The organism is Kitasatospora aureofaciens, assembly GCF_019192735.1.
Classification (GTDB): Bacteria; Actinomycetota; Actinomycetes; order Streptomycetales; family Streptomycetaceae; genus Kitasatospora; species Kitasatospora aureofaciens_A.
The window spans coordinates 1-12549 of the sequence record NZ_JAHTKP010000009.1 but is presented as its reverse complement, the minus strand read 5'-3'; the positions used below and the strand labels follow the sequence as shown (position 1 = coordinate 12549).

Genomic DNA, 12549 nt, shown 5'->3' with positions numbered 1-12549 from the left:
GCGTCAACCCGGCCGTCGGCGCCCGGCGCCCGGCGGGCGACATGGTGGCCGCCGGTGGCGTGGCGGAGTGTGGCCGAGTGCACCCGGTCGGCACGCCCGGTCGGATAAATTGGAGGTCCGAGATTCACCGCAGTGCACAAGAGCACCGCGGACAGCCAGCCGCACATCCCAGAGAGACGAGGAACCGCCCCGCCATGACCGCGCCCCTGCCCGCCTTCGCCGGCCGCACCTACCTCTTCCGGGCCGACAACGGCGCGGCCTTCCGCAACGCCTACTCGGCCGACGGCAAGCGGCTGCGCTGGGAGGGCCTCGGCGAGTCGGCGGGCCAGTGGGAGGACGTGGAGCTGCACGTCGCCGAGGTCGCGCCGGAGGTGTACTTCGTCAGCTGGACCGAGCAGAGCGGCATCACCGTCAGCCACGTGATGGACCTCGGCCGGCTGATCGTCCGCGCGTTCTGGACCTTCGAGGGCGAGGGCGGGCGGGTCGGCGAGCTGCACACCGGGACGCTGGAGCGGGTGGCCTGAGCGGCCGACCCGCCCGCCGTCCAGCCGGCCCGCTCGCGGTCCCGTCGTCAGACCGTCGGGTTCGGCACCTTGAGGTGCTGGGACAGCCACTCCAGCGAGGACGGCAGCAGCTTGCTCCAGGTCTCGAAGTTGTGGCCGCCGGTCTCCAGCATGCTGTAGGAGACCTTCATCGGGCCCGGGCTCTGCACCGCGTCGATGAAGGCCTCGGTGTCGTGCTTGTAGTTGCCGTCGCCCTGCTTGGTGCCGGCCAGCAGGACGTTCACCTTCGGCTGGGGCACGTTCTTCAGCCGCCACATCAGGTCGGCCTCGTCGCGGCGCTGCTTGCTGCCGCCGAAGAGGTCACCGGTGGTCGGGTCGTCGGCGGCCTGGTAGTAGCCGGAGAGGGAGACGGCGGTCGGGAAGACGTCCGGGTGGCGCATGGCCAGCTTGAGCGCGCAGTAGCCGCCGGTGGAGTTGCCCATGAAGGCCCAGGCCTGCGGGTCGGTGGACACCCGGAAGCTCGCCTGGATCGCCGACGGGACGTCCTTGGTGAAGTACGTGTCGGACTGGGCGCCGCCCGGGATGTCCTCGCACTCGGTGTCCTGCGGGAGGGCCGGCGAGGGGCGCATCAGGACCATGACGGTCGGCTGCATCTTCCCGTCCTGGAGCAGCTTGAGTGCCGCGCCCGGGTAGTTGAAGCGGGTGATCAGGTTCTCGGCGAGCCCGGGGAAGCCGGTGCTGACGATCACCACCGGAAACTGCTTCTGCGCGTACTCCGGCTGGAAGTACTGCGGCGGCAGGTAGACGTACCCGTCGGTGGACAGCCGGGTGACCGCGCCGTCGATCCGCACCTTGCGGATCTCGCCGGACTTGCCCGGCTCGCGGCCCATCGCGCCACCGCCCTGGACGGAGGCGTGGCCGATCGTCTCCACGAGCAGGCGGCCGGAGGCGTCCGCCTTGTTGTGGATCACCACCGGGCCGTTGTCGCCGCTGCCCAGCAGGTCGTCCCAACTGCTGTAGAAGGAGAAGTAGTTGTTCGAGACGAGACCGAGCGCGGCGAGCACGGAGAGCTGGGTGACGAGCAGCATACCGATCCGGCCGAGCACCGCCTGCCAGGTCTTCTTCGCGAGTCTGGGCCACAGCCAGACCGTGCCGGCCATCATCACGACGGCGATCAATACGGTCAGCGCCAGCACCTTGTGGCTCGTCAGACCCATGTCCTACTTGCTCCCACGCCTCGAACTCCCCGCCCCTCGCCGCTAGGACATCCAGGGTGCTTCCCCCGGTTCCCCGTCGGGGCGCGCGATCACCCACCCTAGCGGGCCGGGCCGGGAGACGACCGGGGCGGTCCCGGGGTGGCCCTGGGCGCCGCCCGGGAGCGAGCGGGGACGGCGGCGGGTTTACGGATGACAGGTGACAGATGACAACCTTCAGATGACAGAGTTTGAAATCTGTTATCTGAAACCTGTTCGCTGTCTGCTGTCCCCAGCGACACCGTCGCCGCGCCTCGCCACGACCGCCGCGGCAGGGGCTGTGCTCCCGGGATGGCTTGGCCTTTACTGGAGGTGAGGGGGTTCCCTCGGCAGGAGGTCGTGCCATGCGCCCGGCTCCGCAGCAACAGCCCTTACCGCGTCTCGTCGTCGACAGCCCGGAGCCGCTGCGCGGCCAGGTGTACGTCGTCGCCGACCGGCCGCTGATGGTCGGCCGGGACGCGGGGTGCCAGATCCACGTGGGCGATCCCGGGATCAGTCGCCGCCACGCCGTGGTGTGGCGGTCGGGCGGGCACACCACGGTCGAGGATCTGGCCTCCACCAACGGCACCCGCCTGAACGGTCACCCCCTGCACGGGCAGGAGGTGCTGCACACCGGGGACGTGATCGACTTCGGGCCGTTCGAGGTGCACTACGAGGAGCCGCGCGACCCGGCCGACACCGTCCCCGGGCCAGGGGCGGCGGGCCGGGGCACGTCGGCTCTCACGCAGACGCTCGGGCCGGTGCCGGCGCGCGACCTGCCTCCGCCGGAGCCACCACAGCCACCTGAGCCGCCGAAGCCGTGGGTGCCGCCAGAACCGTCAACGCCACCGCAGCCCCGGTACGACGTCGAGCGGCAGGAGGCCCGCGGGAATCTCAGCAATGTCGCCGGGAACCAGTACAACTACGTCATGCAGGCCCGGCGGGAGAGCTTCTTCCGCGAGATCGCGGCCACCCGCACCCGGGCCCGGCACCTCGTGCTGACCGGGTTCCTGATGTTCATCGGCGGTAGCGGGGTCTACGGCTGGGCACTGTTCAGCTTCATCTCGAAGACGAACGACCTCGCGCAGTCCGGCAACGCGAACTACTCGGTGCCCGACCTCCTCGGGCCGAAGGTCGGCGGCGTCCCGGTCGGGGCGATCGGCTTCGCGGTGGCGGCGATCGGCCTCGTGCTCCTCGTCGTCGGGATCGTCCTGCACATCGTGACCACCTCGCGGCGTCGGCGCTTCGAGGACGAGGAGTCCCGGCAGTTGCGGTACCCACCGCCACCGCAATAAGTCGCAGTGAGTCCGGAGGACTCGGACGGGAGGCGCGCCCATGGTCTTCAACATCGGCAGCCAGCAGGCCGGGGCGATCAACAACGTGGCCGGGAACCAGAGCATCCACGGCGGTCAGTCGGGCCGGTTCACCGTCGGCGCCCAGGAGTTGAGCGGGCTGGTCGGGGACCTGCGCACGGCCGTCGAGGCGGAACCGCTGCCGGAGTCGGTGGCGCCGCAGGTCCGGGCGGAACTCGACGCGATGGAACGGGAGGCGGACCGGCCCGAGCCCGACAAGGCGGCGGTCGCGGACCGGCTCTCGCGGGTCACCCGGCTGCTCGGCGCGACCGGGGCCGCGCTCAAGGTCGGGACCGGCCTGTTCGGGGCCGTCTCGGCGCTGGCCGGCTGGCTCGGTTCGGCCGGGCAGCCGATCCTGCACGCGATCGGCCTGTGAGGCCCCAGCCGCTCAGCCGCCCGGGCATGGGGTTGCTCAGCTCGTCCGGGCGTGGGCGCGACGGCCCCTCGGCGCCGCGCCGTGGCGTGCGTCGCGGCGGGCAGCGAGGGCGTTTCCCGCCCACAGCAAAGCGGCCCCGACCAGCACGAATGCCGCCGTCATCAGGCAGGACGCCCCGGCGACCCGGCGGTAGCTGCCGTGCAGGTCCGGGTCGAGGAACGGGTACGGGTACCAGTCGACTGCCAGCCCGCGGAGCAGCGCGTAGGCCAGGTAGACCAGCGGGAACGCCAGCCACCACAGCGCCGCCACCGGGCGGATGCGGCGCGCCGGCGGGTCGATCAGCCAGTCGGCGAGGACGACCAGCGGCATGGCGCGGTGGACCACGTCGTTCACCCACGGGATCGTCAGCTGCTCCGGGTACTTCGCGAGCAAGGTGCCGTAGGCCAGTCCGGTGATCGCCAGGTAGAGCACGACCGCCCCGCGCACCAGGTCCGGCACGGGGCGACGGCCAGTCAGGCCCGCCCAGCCGCCGAGCGCCAGGACGACGACCGCGGCCATGTTGCTGAGGTTGGTGAAGTAGCTGAAGTAGTTCGGCACCCCGGTGGCGTCGGTCGCGGCGTGGTAGCCGGAGAAGCCGAGGGCGACCGCCGTGAGCGCGGCGACGGCGAGCCGGGCGGGAGCGAGCCACGAGTGCATCGTCGGGGCCGCCTCTCTGTGGGGGGCGTGGTCCGTCGGGGCTACTCGGATTCAAACCCGGGCGGGCGGAGTCGGCCACAGGAGCGGGGATCGCTCGGCTCAGGGAGTCCGCCACAGGGTGGCGAAGGCGGCTGCCGGGTTGGTGGTGAGGAGGAGCTCGGGGAGTTCGGGGCCGAAGGTGCGGGCGAGCCTCGGGGCCAGGTCGGTGAGCAGCCGGGTGGGACCGGCTGCCCGGCGGGCGGTGCGGGTGGTGGTGTCGGCGCCGAGAAGCAGTTGGGCGGCGTGGCCCGCCTCGACGAGGTCGGCGATGAGGTCGAAGGCCTGGTGGTCGGCCGGGTGGCCGGCCCGGGAGGGGCTGTCCAGGGCGAGGAAGACGCCTTCGGCCGCGAGTTCGCGATGGAGCCGCACGTCGGGCAGGCGGGTGAGGTGGCCGAGGATGATCCGGTGGCGCGGGACCTGGTGTCGGGTGTGGAGCCAGTGCAGCACGAAGTGCGGGTCGGCGCCCGGTTCGAGGTGGACGGCGATCGGGGCGCCGGTGGCGTGGTGCGCGTCGGCGGCGGCCGTCATCACCCGGCGGGTGTGCGCGGTGGTGACGCTGACGTCGCACGCCACCTTGATCAGGCCCGCGCGGACGGGTTCGGGTTCGTCGCGCGGGCTGGTAGTGAGCCCGGTGGTCGACTCGGTCGTCAGCCCGGTGGTCAGCTCGGCGGTGAAGCGTTCGGCGAGGCCGTCGTACAGGGCCGGGAACGTGTCCGGGGCGTAGTGGGCCGCCTGGTGCACGCCGGTGGCGGCGACCACGTGAACGCCGGTGGCGCGGGAGAGCTTGGCGAGGGAGTCCGCGCCGCGCCCCATGCCGTACGGGGTCCACTGGACGAGCGACCGGCCGCCGGCCGCCGCGAAGGCGTGCAGGACGTCCTCGGCGGCGGCCGGGTCGTCGAGTTCCTCGCCGGCGAGGAGCGGGCTGCGGATGAAGAGGTGGTCATGGGAGTCGGTGACGCCGAGTTCGGCGGGGTCGAGGTCGCCGAGGATGGTGCGGACGGCCGGGCGGGGGTGGCTGGGGGTCATGCCTGGGCCGCCTCGGCCGACTGCTGCTCCTGCTGTGTCGGCTGCGCCTGCTGCAACTCGGCGAAGGTGGCGGTGGCGACGCGCAGGCCGGCCAGCGCCTTGGGGACCCCGACGTAGGGGGCGAGGTGGACCATCACCTCGGTGATCTCCTCCCTCGTCATCCCGATCCGCAGGCTGTTGCGGACGTGGTCGGCGAGCTGCGGCTCGACGCCGCCGAGAGCGGTGAGGGCGGCCAGGTTGGCCACCTGGCGGTCGCGCAGGGCGAGGCCGGGGCGCTGGTAGGTGCCGCCGAACAGGCTTGTGACGATCCAGTCGGCGAAGCCGGGGGCGACGCCGTCCAGGCCGCCTAGCGTGCCGGCGGCGACCGGACCGGCGAGGTCGGCGAGGAGGGCGTAGCCGGCCTCGCGGTCGAGCGGGGCGGGGGTGAGGTCGGCGGGCGTCATCGGGGCGGGGGCGGTCATGGGGGCGGGGGCGGTCATGGGGGTGGCGAATCCTTTCACCAGTGGCGGCCGGCGGGCAGCCGGTCGAGTTCGGGCCGGGACAGGTGCAGCACCCGGTAACGGGTGCCGGGCGCGTCGTCGGGGACGGGACCGCGCCAGAGGGCGAGCTGCAGCAGCTCCCACCGGCTCGGGTCGACCGCCACGGCGGCGGTGTGCAGCGCGGGGTGGACGGGCAGGTCGGCGAGCGCCCGCTCGACGGCCTCGGCCGGGTCGGCGGTCTCGGGGAGACTCAAGGTCCGGCGGGTGGCGGTGGTGGGCGCGTCGGTGGTCGATGCATGGGCGGCGGACGCGGTCCCGTGGGACAGGCCCACGCCGAGCCAGTGGCGGACGTCGGGGCGGCCGAAGTCGGCGCTCAGGCCGCGGAAGCCCGGGCCCCAGAGGAAGCTGTTCATCCCCTCGGGGGTGCGCCAGAGGTAGAACGGCGCGTACTGGTTGACCGGCGAGTTGTCCTGGCCGCGCTCCCGGACCAGGTACGCCTTGAGGCCGAGGCCGGGGTAGGCGTCGAGGAGGTGGCCCTTCTCGGCGACCCGCTTGTGGATGATCCCCATGTCGTAGTCGGCGGGGAGGGTGATCTCGTACTGCATGGCGTGCACGGGCGGTTCTCCTCCGTTGGGCGGCCGGGTCGGCGGCGCGTCGGGTCTGCAGCGCGTCGGGCTCGCGCGCCGGGTCTGCGGCGCGTCGGGTCTGCGGCGCGTCGGGTCTGCGGCGCGTCGGGTCTGCGGCGCGTCGGGCTCGGGGCGTGGGACGTCAGGCGGTGCCGGGCGCGGTCCGGTGAGCGGCGAGCAGGCCGAGGGCGCCGCGTACGGCCTGGTCGAAGGGCTCGGCGCGGCCGGCCGCGCGAGCGAGCACGTAACCGCCCTGGACGACGGCGACCAGCGCGGCGGCGGTGTCGGCCGGGTCGACGCCCGGGGTGAGTTCGCCGGCCGCCTGGCCCTCGGCGACCAGCTCGGCGATCCGGCCGCGCAGCCAGTCGAAGGTCGCCTCGACCGGGGCGCGCAGCTGCGGGTCGGCGATGACGTCCGGGTCCTGGGCCATCCGGCCGATCCGGCAGCCGCGCAGCACGTCGCGGTCGCGCTGCAGGTAGGCGGCGATGCGGTCGTAGGCGGTGCCCGGGGCGGCGAGGTCGGCCGCGGCGACGGCGCGCATCTGCTCGGCACTGCGGCGCAGGGCGGTGGCGGCGAGGTCGGGCTTGCCGGTGAAGTGGTGGTACATGCTGCCCTGGCCGACGCCTGCGCGCTGCTGGATGGCCTTGGGGCTGGTGCCGACGTAGCCGCGTTCCCAGAGGAGTTCCTGGGTGCTCTCGATGAGACGGTCCTGGGTTGCCATGGGGATCACTGTACATACCAGTAGGTACAGTGCGCCAGAGGGTTCCGGGAACGGCAGAAGCATCCCGGAACGACCCGGGCTCCCCGGGACGACCGAGGGCCGTGCGCCGCCCCCCCGGCGGCCACGGCCCCTCGCCCGTTCGTCTCCCCCACACCGTCGGGCGGCATTCCGCTGCGCCCGGTGGCGCGCGTCACGTCGCCTCACATCACACCGCGTCACATCAGCACCCGGGCGACGGCCTCGGTCCGGGCTCCCGGGCTCCCGGGCTGGCAGGATGTCCGGCATGAGCTACCTCGCCTCGGATGACCGCTATGCCTCGATGACCTACCGCAAGGCCGGGCGCAGCGGCGTGCAGCTGCCCGCCGTCTCGCTCGGCCTCTGGCACAACTTCGGCGACGCCCAGCCGCTGGACGTGCAACGGGCGGTGCTGCGCCGGGCCTTCGACCGGGGGATCACCCACTTCGACCTGGCGAACAACTACGGCCCGCCGTACGGCAGCGCCGAGCGCAACTTCGGGTACCTGTTCGCGCAGGACTTCCGCCCGTACCGGGACGAGCTGTTCATCGCCACGAAGGCCGGCTGGGACATGTGGCCCGGCCCGTACGGCAACGGCGGCAGCCGCAAGTACCTGCTGGCCAGCCTGGACCAGTCGCTGGGGCGGATGGGGCTGGACTACGTCGACGTCTTCTACTCGCACCGCTACGACCCGGACACCCCGGTCGAGGAGACGATGGGCGCGCTGGACAGCGCGGTCCGCTCGGGGAAGGCGCTGTACGCGGGCATCTCCAACTACCCGGCGGAGCAGCACCGGGAGGCGGTGGCGATCCTGCGCGAGCTGGGCACGCCGGTGCTGATGAACCAGTCCGCGTACTCGATCCTCAACCGGTACGTGGAGGAGGGCGTGCTGGACGCGGTCGGCGACACCCAGACCAGCCTGATCGCCTACTCCCCGCTCGCCCAGGGCCTGTTGACCGACCGTTACCTGTCGGGCCAGGTGCCGGCGGGCTCGCGGATGTCGATCGGGAAGTTCCTGAACGAGGAGGCACTCAGCGGGCCCAAGCTGAAGCAGCTGCGGGCGCTGAACAAGGTGGCGGAGCGGCGCGGGCAGACGCTTGCCCAGCTCGCGTTGTCCTGGGTGCTGCGCGACCTGCGGGTGGTGTCGGTCATCATCGGCGCGAGCAGTGTCGCGCAGCTGGACCAGAACATCGACGCGCTGAACGGCGGGCCGCTGACGGCGGAGGACCTGGCGGAGATCGACCGGCTCAGCCGCTGAGTGGCGGGGTGATGGCCGACGAGCACAGCTGACAGATAACAGATTTCAGAGTTTGTCATCTGTTATCTGCCAGCTGTTCTCGGAGCGGACGAAAGAAGAACGGCGGTCGCCCGTTCCCCACGAACGGGCGGCCGCCGTTTGGCCAGGAAGCCGCGATCACGCCACCGGCGTGTACTTGTAGCCGACCCGACGGACCGTCACGATGCTGTCCCGGTAGGCCGATCCGAGCTTCCGGCGCAGCCGCGCCACGTGCACGTCCACCGTGCGGCCGTCGCCGACGTGGCCGTAGCCCCAGACGGCGGAGACCAGGTGGTCCCGGGTGTGCACCCGCTGCGGGTGCTCGGTGAGGTGCGCGAGCAGCTCGAACTCCAGGTACGTGAGGTCGAGCAACCGCCCGTCCACGTAGGCGTTTCGCCGCTCGGTGTCGACGGTGATGCCCTGGTCGGCCGGACGGACCGGGCGGACGGCGGCGGGCACGGCACCCGGGGCGGCTGCTCCCGGGTTCTCTGCCGGCACGAGCACCAGGTACCCGACCATCGGGTGCCCGGCCGCACCACCGGACTGACCGCTGAACTGCGCACCGTACTGGGCGAGAAGAGCCTGCGTCAGCGCGCCCTGCGGCAGAGCGGCCACGACGGCCGCCCCTTCCGGCAGCGCGGCCAGCAGCGACTGCGGCGCCGACGGGAGAACGCCGCCCGCCTGGGAGACGGCGGGCGGCACCGGGGTCGGGGCCTGCGTCGATCGGGGCGGGAGGACGTGCGGAGGTACGGAATGGGCCGGACGGCCCGCCGGGTTGGGAGAGGCGGACGGAACGGAGCGGACCGCGCGCAGGTGCGGGGTCGCGGTGGGCAGGGGCAGGGTGGCCGTGGAGGAGGAAGACATGGTGTGCCGCTCATTTCGCGCGTGACGGACGGGGTGGAGTCGTCTGCGCGTCGACCGGGCGTACTGCCGGGGCTGATCCGGGGTCAGCGGGCGGAGAGCCGGGACGCGCTGGGCGAGCCCGGACACGTCTGATCGAACAGGTGCGGCTGCCGGGACGGCCAGAACGGCTCCAGGTCGGCAGGACCGACGCTGCTGTCCGCGGAGCCGCAACTTGCTGCGCGCAAAAGCCGGTTCGGCCGTCCGCTCGACCGCCCGGACGGCACGCCGCAGCGCACCGCGGGGGATTCTCGGGCTATACGGGGGCGCCCGGCGGCTCCGGGGGTGGGGTTTGGGAAGGCGAGGTTCACAGGTGGCCTCTCTGCGGGGCGGGGGCCGGATCGCCGGTCACGGGCGCGCCGGTGTCCGGCGTACCGTGTCGGCCTGGTGGACGGATTGACGGTACGTCAGACCGCAGCCGGGCAGGGGCCATGGGCGGGTCGGACGTACCGGGGAAGGGGCCGGCCGGTCAGCGACAACACGCGCTGCAGATCAGCGCGTGGTCGATGTAGCGGCGGACGGTGAGCACCGGCGTGATCGGGGCGGGCCCAGCCGTATCGCATCGCTGGCCGACGGTCATCGTGCTGCCCTCCCCCTCGGTCCGTGCTCGGCGGCGCAGGGTGCGCGCCGAAGGTGCGTGATCGAAAGGCCTGCCGCCGGACGTGCGGCCGGGCGGCCTTCGTCCACAGAGCCTTCCACGCCCGACCGGTCTAGGCAACCTTCAGCGCGCCGAACGTCCGGGATACGGACGTCAGGATGAGACGCCGGTCGGGATCAGGAGCGGATCAGCGGCGGATGAGGCCCGAACCAGGCCCGGATCAGGCCTGAACGGCAGTCGGCCGGCGCCGGGCGGCGGCGTGCTCGACGAGCGCGACCAGCAATTCCTTCCCGTCCTCCCGCAGCCGCGCGTCGCACAGCAGCACCGGGATGTCCGGGTCGAGGTCGAGCGCGTCCCGGACCTCCTCGGGGGCGAACCGCTCGGTGCCGTCGAAGCAGTTCACCGCGACGACGAACGGGATGCCGCGCTGCTCGAAGAAGTCCACCGATGGGAAGGAGTCGGCCAGGCGCCGGGTGTCCGCGAGCACCACCGCGCCGAGCGCGCCGCGCGCCAACTCGTCCCAGACGAACCAGAACCGGTCCTGCCCGGGGGTGCCGAACAGGTAGAGCGCGAGGCCGGGCCGCAGGTCGATGCGGCCGAAGTCCATCGCCACCGTGGTGGTGCGCTTGGCCTCCACGCCCGAGGTGTCGTCCACCGGGCGGCCCAGCTCGCTCAGCTCCTCCTCGGTGCGCAGCGGCCGGATCTCGCTGACCGCGCCGACCAGGGTGGTCTTGCCCGCGCCGAACCCGCCCGCGACCAGGATCTTCACCGCGACGGCCGGACCGCCACGCCAGCGCGGGTCGTTGGCGGTGCCCCGGCCCGGGCCCGAGCCCGAGCCCGCGTCCGCCGGACGGGGGCGGGGAAGGCCCCGGTCCGGGCCCGGGTGGTGGTCAGAGCGCACGGAGTCCATTGATCACGTCTCGCAGCAGGCGCTCGTCCGGCAGCTCGGCGAGCGGAACGGGTCGGGTGACGCTGATCAGCTCGGCGTCGTAGAGGTCGCCGAGCAGGACGCGGACGACGCTGACCGGCAGGTCGGTGTAGGAGCCGAGTTCGGCGACGGACAGCGGCTCCCGGCGGCACCAGGCCAGGATGGTCTGGTGCTCCGGGTCGAGCACGTGCGCGGGCACGGCCCCCGCGTCCGGCCCGGGCTCGGCGGCGGTGATCAGCGAGATCAGGTCGAACAGGCCGTCCTCGACCGGCCGGGTGCGGCCGCGGGTCATCGAGTACAGCCGCACCACCGGCCCGGCCTCGTCGTCGAACCAGCGGTTGTCGACCGGGGTGCGCGCCCGGAACAGGTCGACCTCGACCTCGTCGGGTCCTGCCTCGTCCGCGCCCACCCCGACCTCGTCCGGGTCCACCGCGTCCGCACTCACCTCGTCCGCACCCGGACCGGGCCGTCCCGCCGCCTCCGCCTTCGGATCCGCCATCGGCCCGCTCATCTCCCCGGCGGCGCGGTTTCGGTGCGCGGCTCGGCGGCCAGGTGCTCGCCGACCCGCTTGACCAGCAGGGCCATCTCGTAGGCGATCTGGCCGATGTCCGCCTCGGCCTCGCTCAGCACGGCCAGGCAGCTGCCGTCGCCGGCCGCCGTGATGAACAGGAACGCCTCGTCGAGCTCCACCATGGTCTGCCGGACTCCGCCGACCTTGAAGTGCCCGCCGGCGCCCTTGGCGAGGCTGTGGAAGCCGGCGGCGACGGCGGCCAGGTGCTCGGCGTCCTCGCGCTCCAGGTCGCGGGAGGCGCCGGTGGCCAGGCCGTCGCCGGACAGGATCACCGCGTGCCGCAGGGCCGCGACGCGCCCCACCAGGTCGTCCAGGAGCCAGTTGAGGTCTCCGGACGGCTGCGTCGAGATGGTCATGAATCAGTTCCTTCCGCTGGAGCGGGTGGTACGGGTGGTGCCGGTTGTGCGGGTGATGCGGGTCGTGCGGGTACTACGGGTGCTTCGGGTGCTTCGGGTGCTTCGGGTGCTTCGGGTGCTTCGGGTGCAACAGGCGGTACCAGGCGGACCGGTGGCCCCGCCGGGACGCGCCGGACGAGCGGCGCCCGGGTGCCCTCGGGCGGCGCGGGCAGCGCTGCCGGGGCGGGCGCCGGGCTGATCGCCCGTCGGGACGTGTCCGGCGGCTGCCAGGCGGGGACGGCGGCGGGCCGGGCGTTCGCCGACGCTGCCGGAGCCGCCGGGGCGGTGGCGCCACGGCCCCGTGTGAAGCCGCGTTGGAACGACGCGAACGTGGCCCGCGCCTCCTCGGGCGAGCGCTCCCGCACCGGCTCGGCGTCCGGAGCCTGCGGCGCGGCCCGGTTCTCGGGCACGTCCTCCCCCGGGCCCCGAAGCCGTTCCTTCATCCGCTCCTTCAGCTGCGGCGCGAGGTTCGCCTGCCGGACCCGCCGGGGCAGCCCTCCCCGGGTCCACAAACCCGCCTCCACCGGCGCGTCGGCAACGGGCACTTCCGTAACAGCCCCAGTAACAACCGCAGCAACAGTCCCAGTTGCAGCTTCAGCAACGGCTTCGGTAACAGCTTCAGCAACGGCTTCGGTAACAGCTTCAGCAAATGCTTCGGTCACAGGGTCAACGGCAGCCGCCCGCCGATGCCTCCCGTTCCCCGACCCGGCCTCGCCGTCCGGCCCCGGCGCGGGCGCCGGCACCAGCACCGGCCCGCCCGTGGCCCGCGACGCCCGCCGCGGCAGCCCGCCCGGCGTCCGAGCCGGCCCGGAGATC

Annotated in this window: 14 protein-coding genes; 4 read left to right on the top strand and 10 right to left on the bottom strand. The window is 73.0% G+C overall.

Going from position 1 to position 12549, the window contains the following annotated elements:
* The first annotated feature begins 194 nt into the window (after positions 1-194).
* Positions 195-524, top strand: coding sequence for a MoaF-related domain-containing protein (locus KV557_RS11970; RefSeq protein ID WP_218199831.1), 330 nt, complete (start codon positions 195-197; stop codon positions 522-524).
* 47 nt (positions 525-571) lie between these two features.
* On the opposite strand, the gene KV557_RS11965 is transcribed toward KV557_RS11970, so the two are convergent.
* The gene (locus tag KV557_RS11965; protein ID WP_218199830.1) at positions 572-1720 is read right to left on the bottom strand and encodes an alpha/beta hydrolase; all 1149 of its coding nucleotides are present in this window, start codon (positions 1718-1720) and stop codon (positions 572-574) included.
* Positions 1721-2100: 380 nt separating this feature from the next.
* On the opposite strand from KV557_RS11965, the gene KV557_RS11960 reads away from it, so the two are divergent.
* Positions 2101-3030 (top strand): FHA domain-containing protein, encoded by a 930-nt coding sequence (locus KV557_RS11960; protein WP_218199829.1) that lies wholly within the window; start codon positions 2101-2103, stop codon positions 3028-3030.
* Positions 3031-3070: 40 nt separating this feature from the next.
* Entirely contained in the window at positions 3071-3463 is a 393-nt protein-coding gene (locus tag KV557_RS11955) for a hypothetical protein (RefSeq protein ID WP_218199828.1), read from the top strand.
* 36 nt (positions 3464-3499) lie between these two features.
* Here the strand turns inward: KV557_RS11955 and KV557_RS11950 are convergent, their stop codons facing one another.
* The 5 genes from KV557_RS11950 to KV557_RS11930 form a co-directional block, all read right to left on the bottom strand.
* Positions 3500-4159 (bottom strand): Pr6Pr family membrane protein, encoded by a 660-nt coding sequence (locus KV557_RS11950; RefSeq protein WP_218199827.1) that lies wholly within the window; start codon positions 4157-4159, stop codon positions 3500-3502.
* 99 nt (positions 4160-4258) lie between these two features.
* On the bottom strand, positions 4259-5224 hold the full coding sequence (locus KV557_RS11945) for a phosphotriesterase (protein WP_218199826.1): 966 nt from the start codon (positions 5222-5224) through the stop codon (positions 4259-4261).
* Positions 5221-5703 (bottom strand): carboxymuconolactone decarboxylase family protein, encoded by a 483-nt coding sequence (locus tag KV557_RS11940; RefSeq protein ID WP_256177287.1) that lies wholly within the window; start codon positions 5701-5703, stop codon positions 5221-5223. The genes KV557_RS11945 and KV557_RS11940 overlap by 4 nt, the downstream gene beginning before the upstream one ends.
* A 17-nt stretch (positions 5704-5720) precedes the next feature.
* The gene (locus tag KV557_RS11935; RefSeq protein ID WP_218199825.1) at positions 5721-6317 is read right to left on the bottom strand and encodes a DUF4865 family protein; all 597 of its coding nucleotides are present in this window, start codon (positions 6315-6317) and stop codon (positions 5721-5723) included.
* 154 nt (positions 6318-6471) lie between these two features.
* Positions 6472-7050, bottom strand: a complete 579-nt coding sequence (locus tag KV557_RS11930) for a TetR/AcrR family transcriptional regulator (protein WP_218199824.1) — start codon at positions 7048-7050, stop codon at positions 6472-6474.
* A gap of 283 nt (positions 7051-7333) precedes the next feature.
* On the opposite strand from KV557_RS11930, the gene KV557_RS11925 reads away from it, so the two are divergent.
* Positions 7334-8323, top strand: a complete 990-nt coding sequence (locus tag KV557_RS11925; RefSeq protein ID WP_218199823.1) for an aldo/keto reductase — start codon at positions 7334-7336, stop codon at positions 8321-8323.
* A 156-nt stretch (positions 8324-8479) separates the two neighbouring features.
* Here the strand turns inward: KV557_RS11925 and KV557_RS11920 are convergent, their stop codons facing one another.
* The 4 genes from KV557_RS11920 to KV557_RS11905 all read right to left on the bottom strand — a co-directional run bounded on the left by KV557_RS11920 (position 8480) and on the right by KV557_RS11905 (position 11694).
* Positions 8480-9205 carry a winged helix-turn-helix domain-containing protein gene (locus KV557_RS11920; RefSeq protein ID WP_256177286.1) on the bottom strand — a complete coding sequence of 242 codons (726 nt, stop codon included), beginning with the start codon at positions 9203-9205 and terminating at the stop codon, positions 8480-8482.
* 854 nt (positions 9206-10059) lie between these two features.
* Positions 10060-10608 (bottom strand): GTP-binding protein, encoded by a 549-nt coding sequence (locus KV557_RS11915; RefSeq protein ID WP_218199988.1) that lies wholly within the window; start codon positions 10606-10608, stop codon positions 10060-10062.
* A gap of 121 nt (positions 10609-10729) precedes the next feature.
* On the bottom strand, positions 10730-11266 hold the full coding sequence (locus KV557_RS44845) for a DUF742 domain-containing protein (protein ID WP_218199822.1): 537 nt from the start codon (positions 11264-11266) through the stop codon (positions 10730-10732).
* Positions 11267-11274: 8 nt separating this feature from the next.
* Entirely contained in the window at positions 11275-11694 is a 420-nt protein-coding gene (locus KV557_RS11905) for a roadblock/LC7 domain-containing protein (protein ID WP_218199821.1), read from the bottom strand.
* Between the last annotated feature and the right edge of the window lie 855 nt (positions 11695-12549).

Coding starts and splice junctions, on each gene's coding strand:
- KV557_RS11955 (WP_218199828.1), top strand. CDS start 3,071: ATGGTCTTCAACATCGGCAGCCAGCAGGCCGGGGCGATCAACAACGTG.
- KV557_RS11925 (WP_218199823.1), top strand. CDS start 7,334: ATGAGCTACCTCGCCTCGGATGACCGCTATGCCTCGATGACCTACCGC.
- KV557_RS11930 (WP_218199824.1), bottom strand. CDS start 7,050: ATGGCAACCCAGGACCGTCTCATCGAGAGCACCCAGGAACTCCTCTGG.
- KV557_RS11965 (WP_218199830.1), bottom strand. CDS start 1,720: ATGGGTCTGACGAGCCACAAGGTGCTGGCGCTGACCGTATTGATCGCC.
- KV557_RS11950 (WP_218199827.1), bottom strand. CDS start 4,159: ATGCACTCGTGGCTCGCTCCCGCCCGGCTCGCCGTCGCCGCGCTCACG.
- KV557_RS11940 (WP_256177287.1), bottom strand. CDS start 5,703: ATGACCGCCCCCGCCCCCATGACCGCCCCCGCCCCGATGACGCCCGCC.
- KV557_RS11960 (WP_218199829.1), top strand. CDS start 2,101: ATGCGCCCGGCTCCGCAGCAACAGCCCTTACCGCGTCTCGTCGTCGAC.
- KV557_RS11905 (WP_218199821.1), bottom strand. CDS start 11,694: ATGACCATCTCGACGCAGCCGTCCGGAGACCTCAACTGGCTCCTGGAC.
- KV557_RS11920 (WP_256177286.1), bottom strand. CDS start 9,205: ATGTCTTCCTCCTCCACGGCCACCCTGCCCCTGCCCACCGCGACCCCG.
- KV557_RS11970 (WP_218199831.1), top strand. CDS start 195: ATGACCGCGCCCCTGCCCGCCTTCGCCGGCCGCACCTACCTCTTCCGG.
- KV557_RS44845 (WP_218199822.1), bottom strand. CDS start 11,266: ATGGCGGATCCGAAGGCGGAGGCGGCGGGACGGCCCGGTCCGGGTGCG.
- KV557_RS11945 (WP_218199826.1), bottom strand. CDS start 5,224: ATGACCCCCAGCCACCCCCGCCCGGCCGTCCGCACCATCCTCGGCGAC.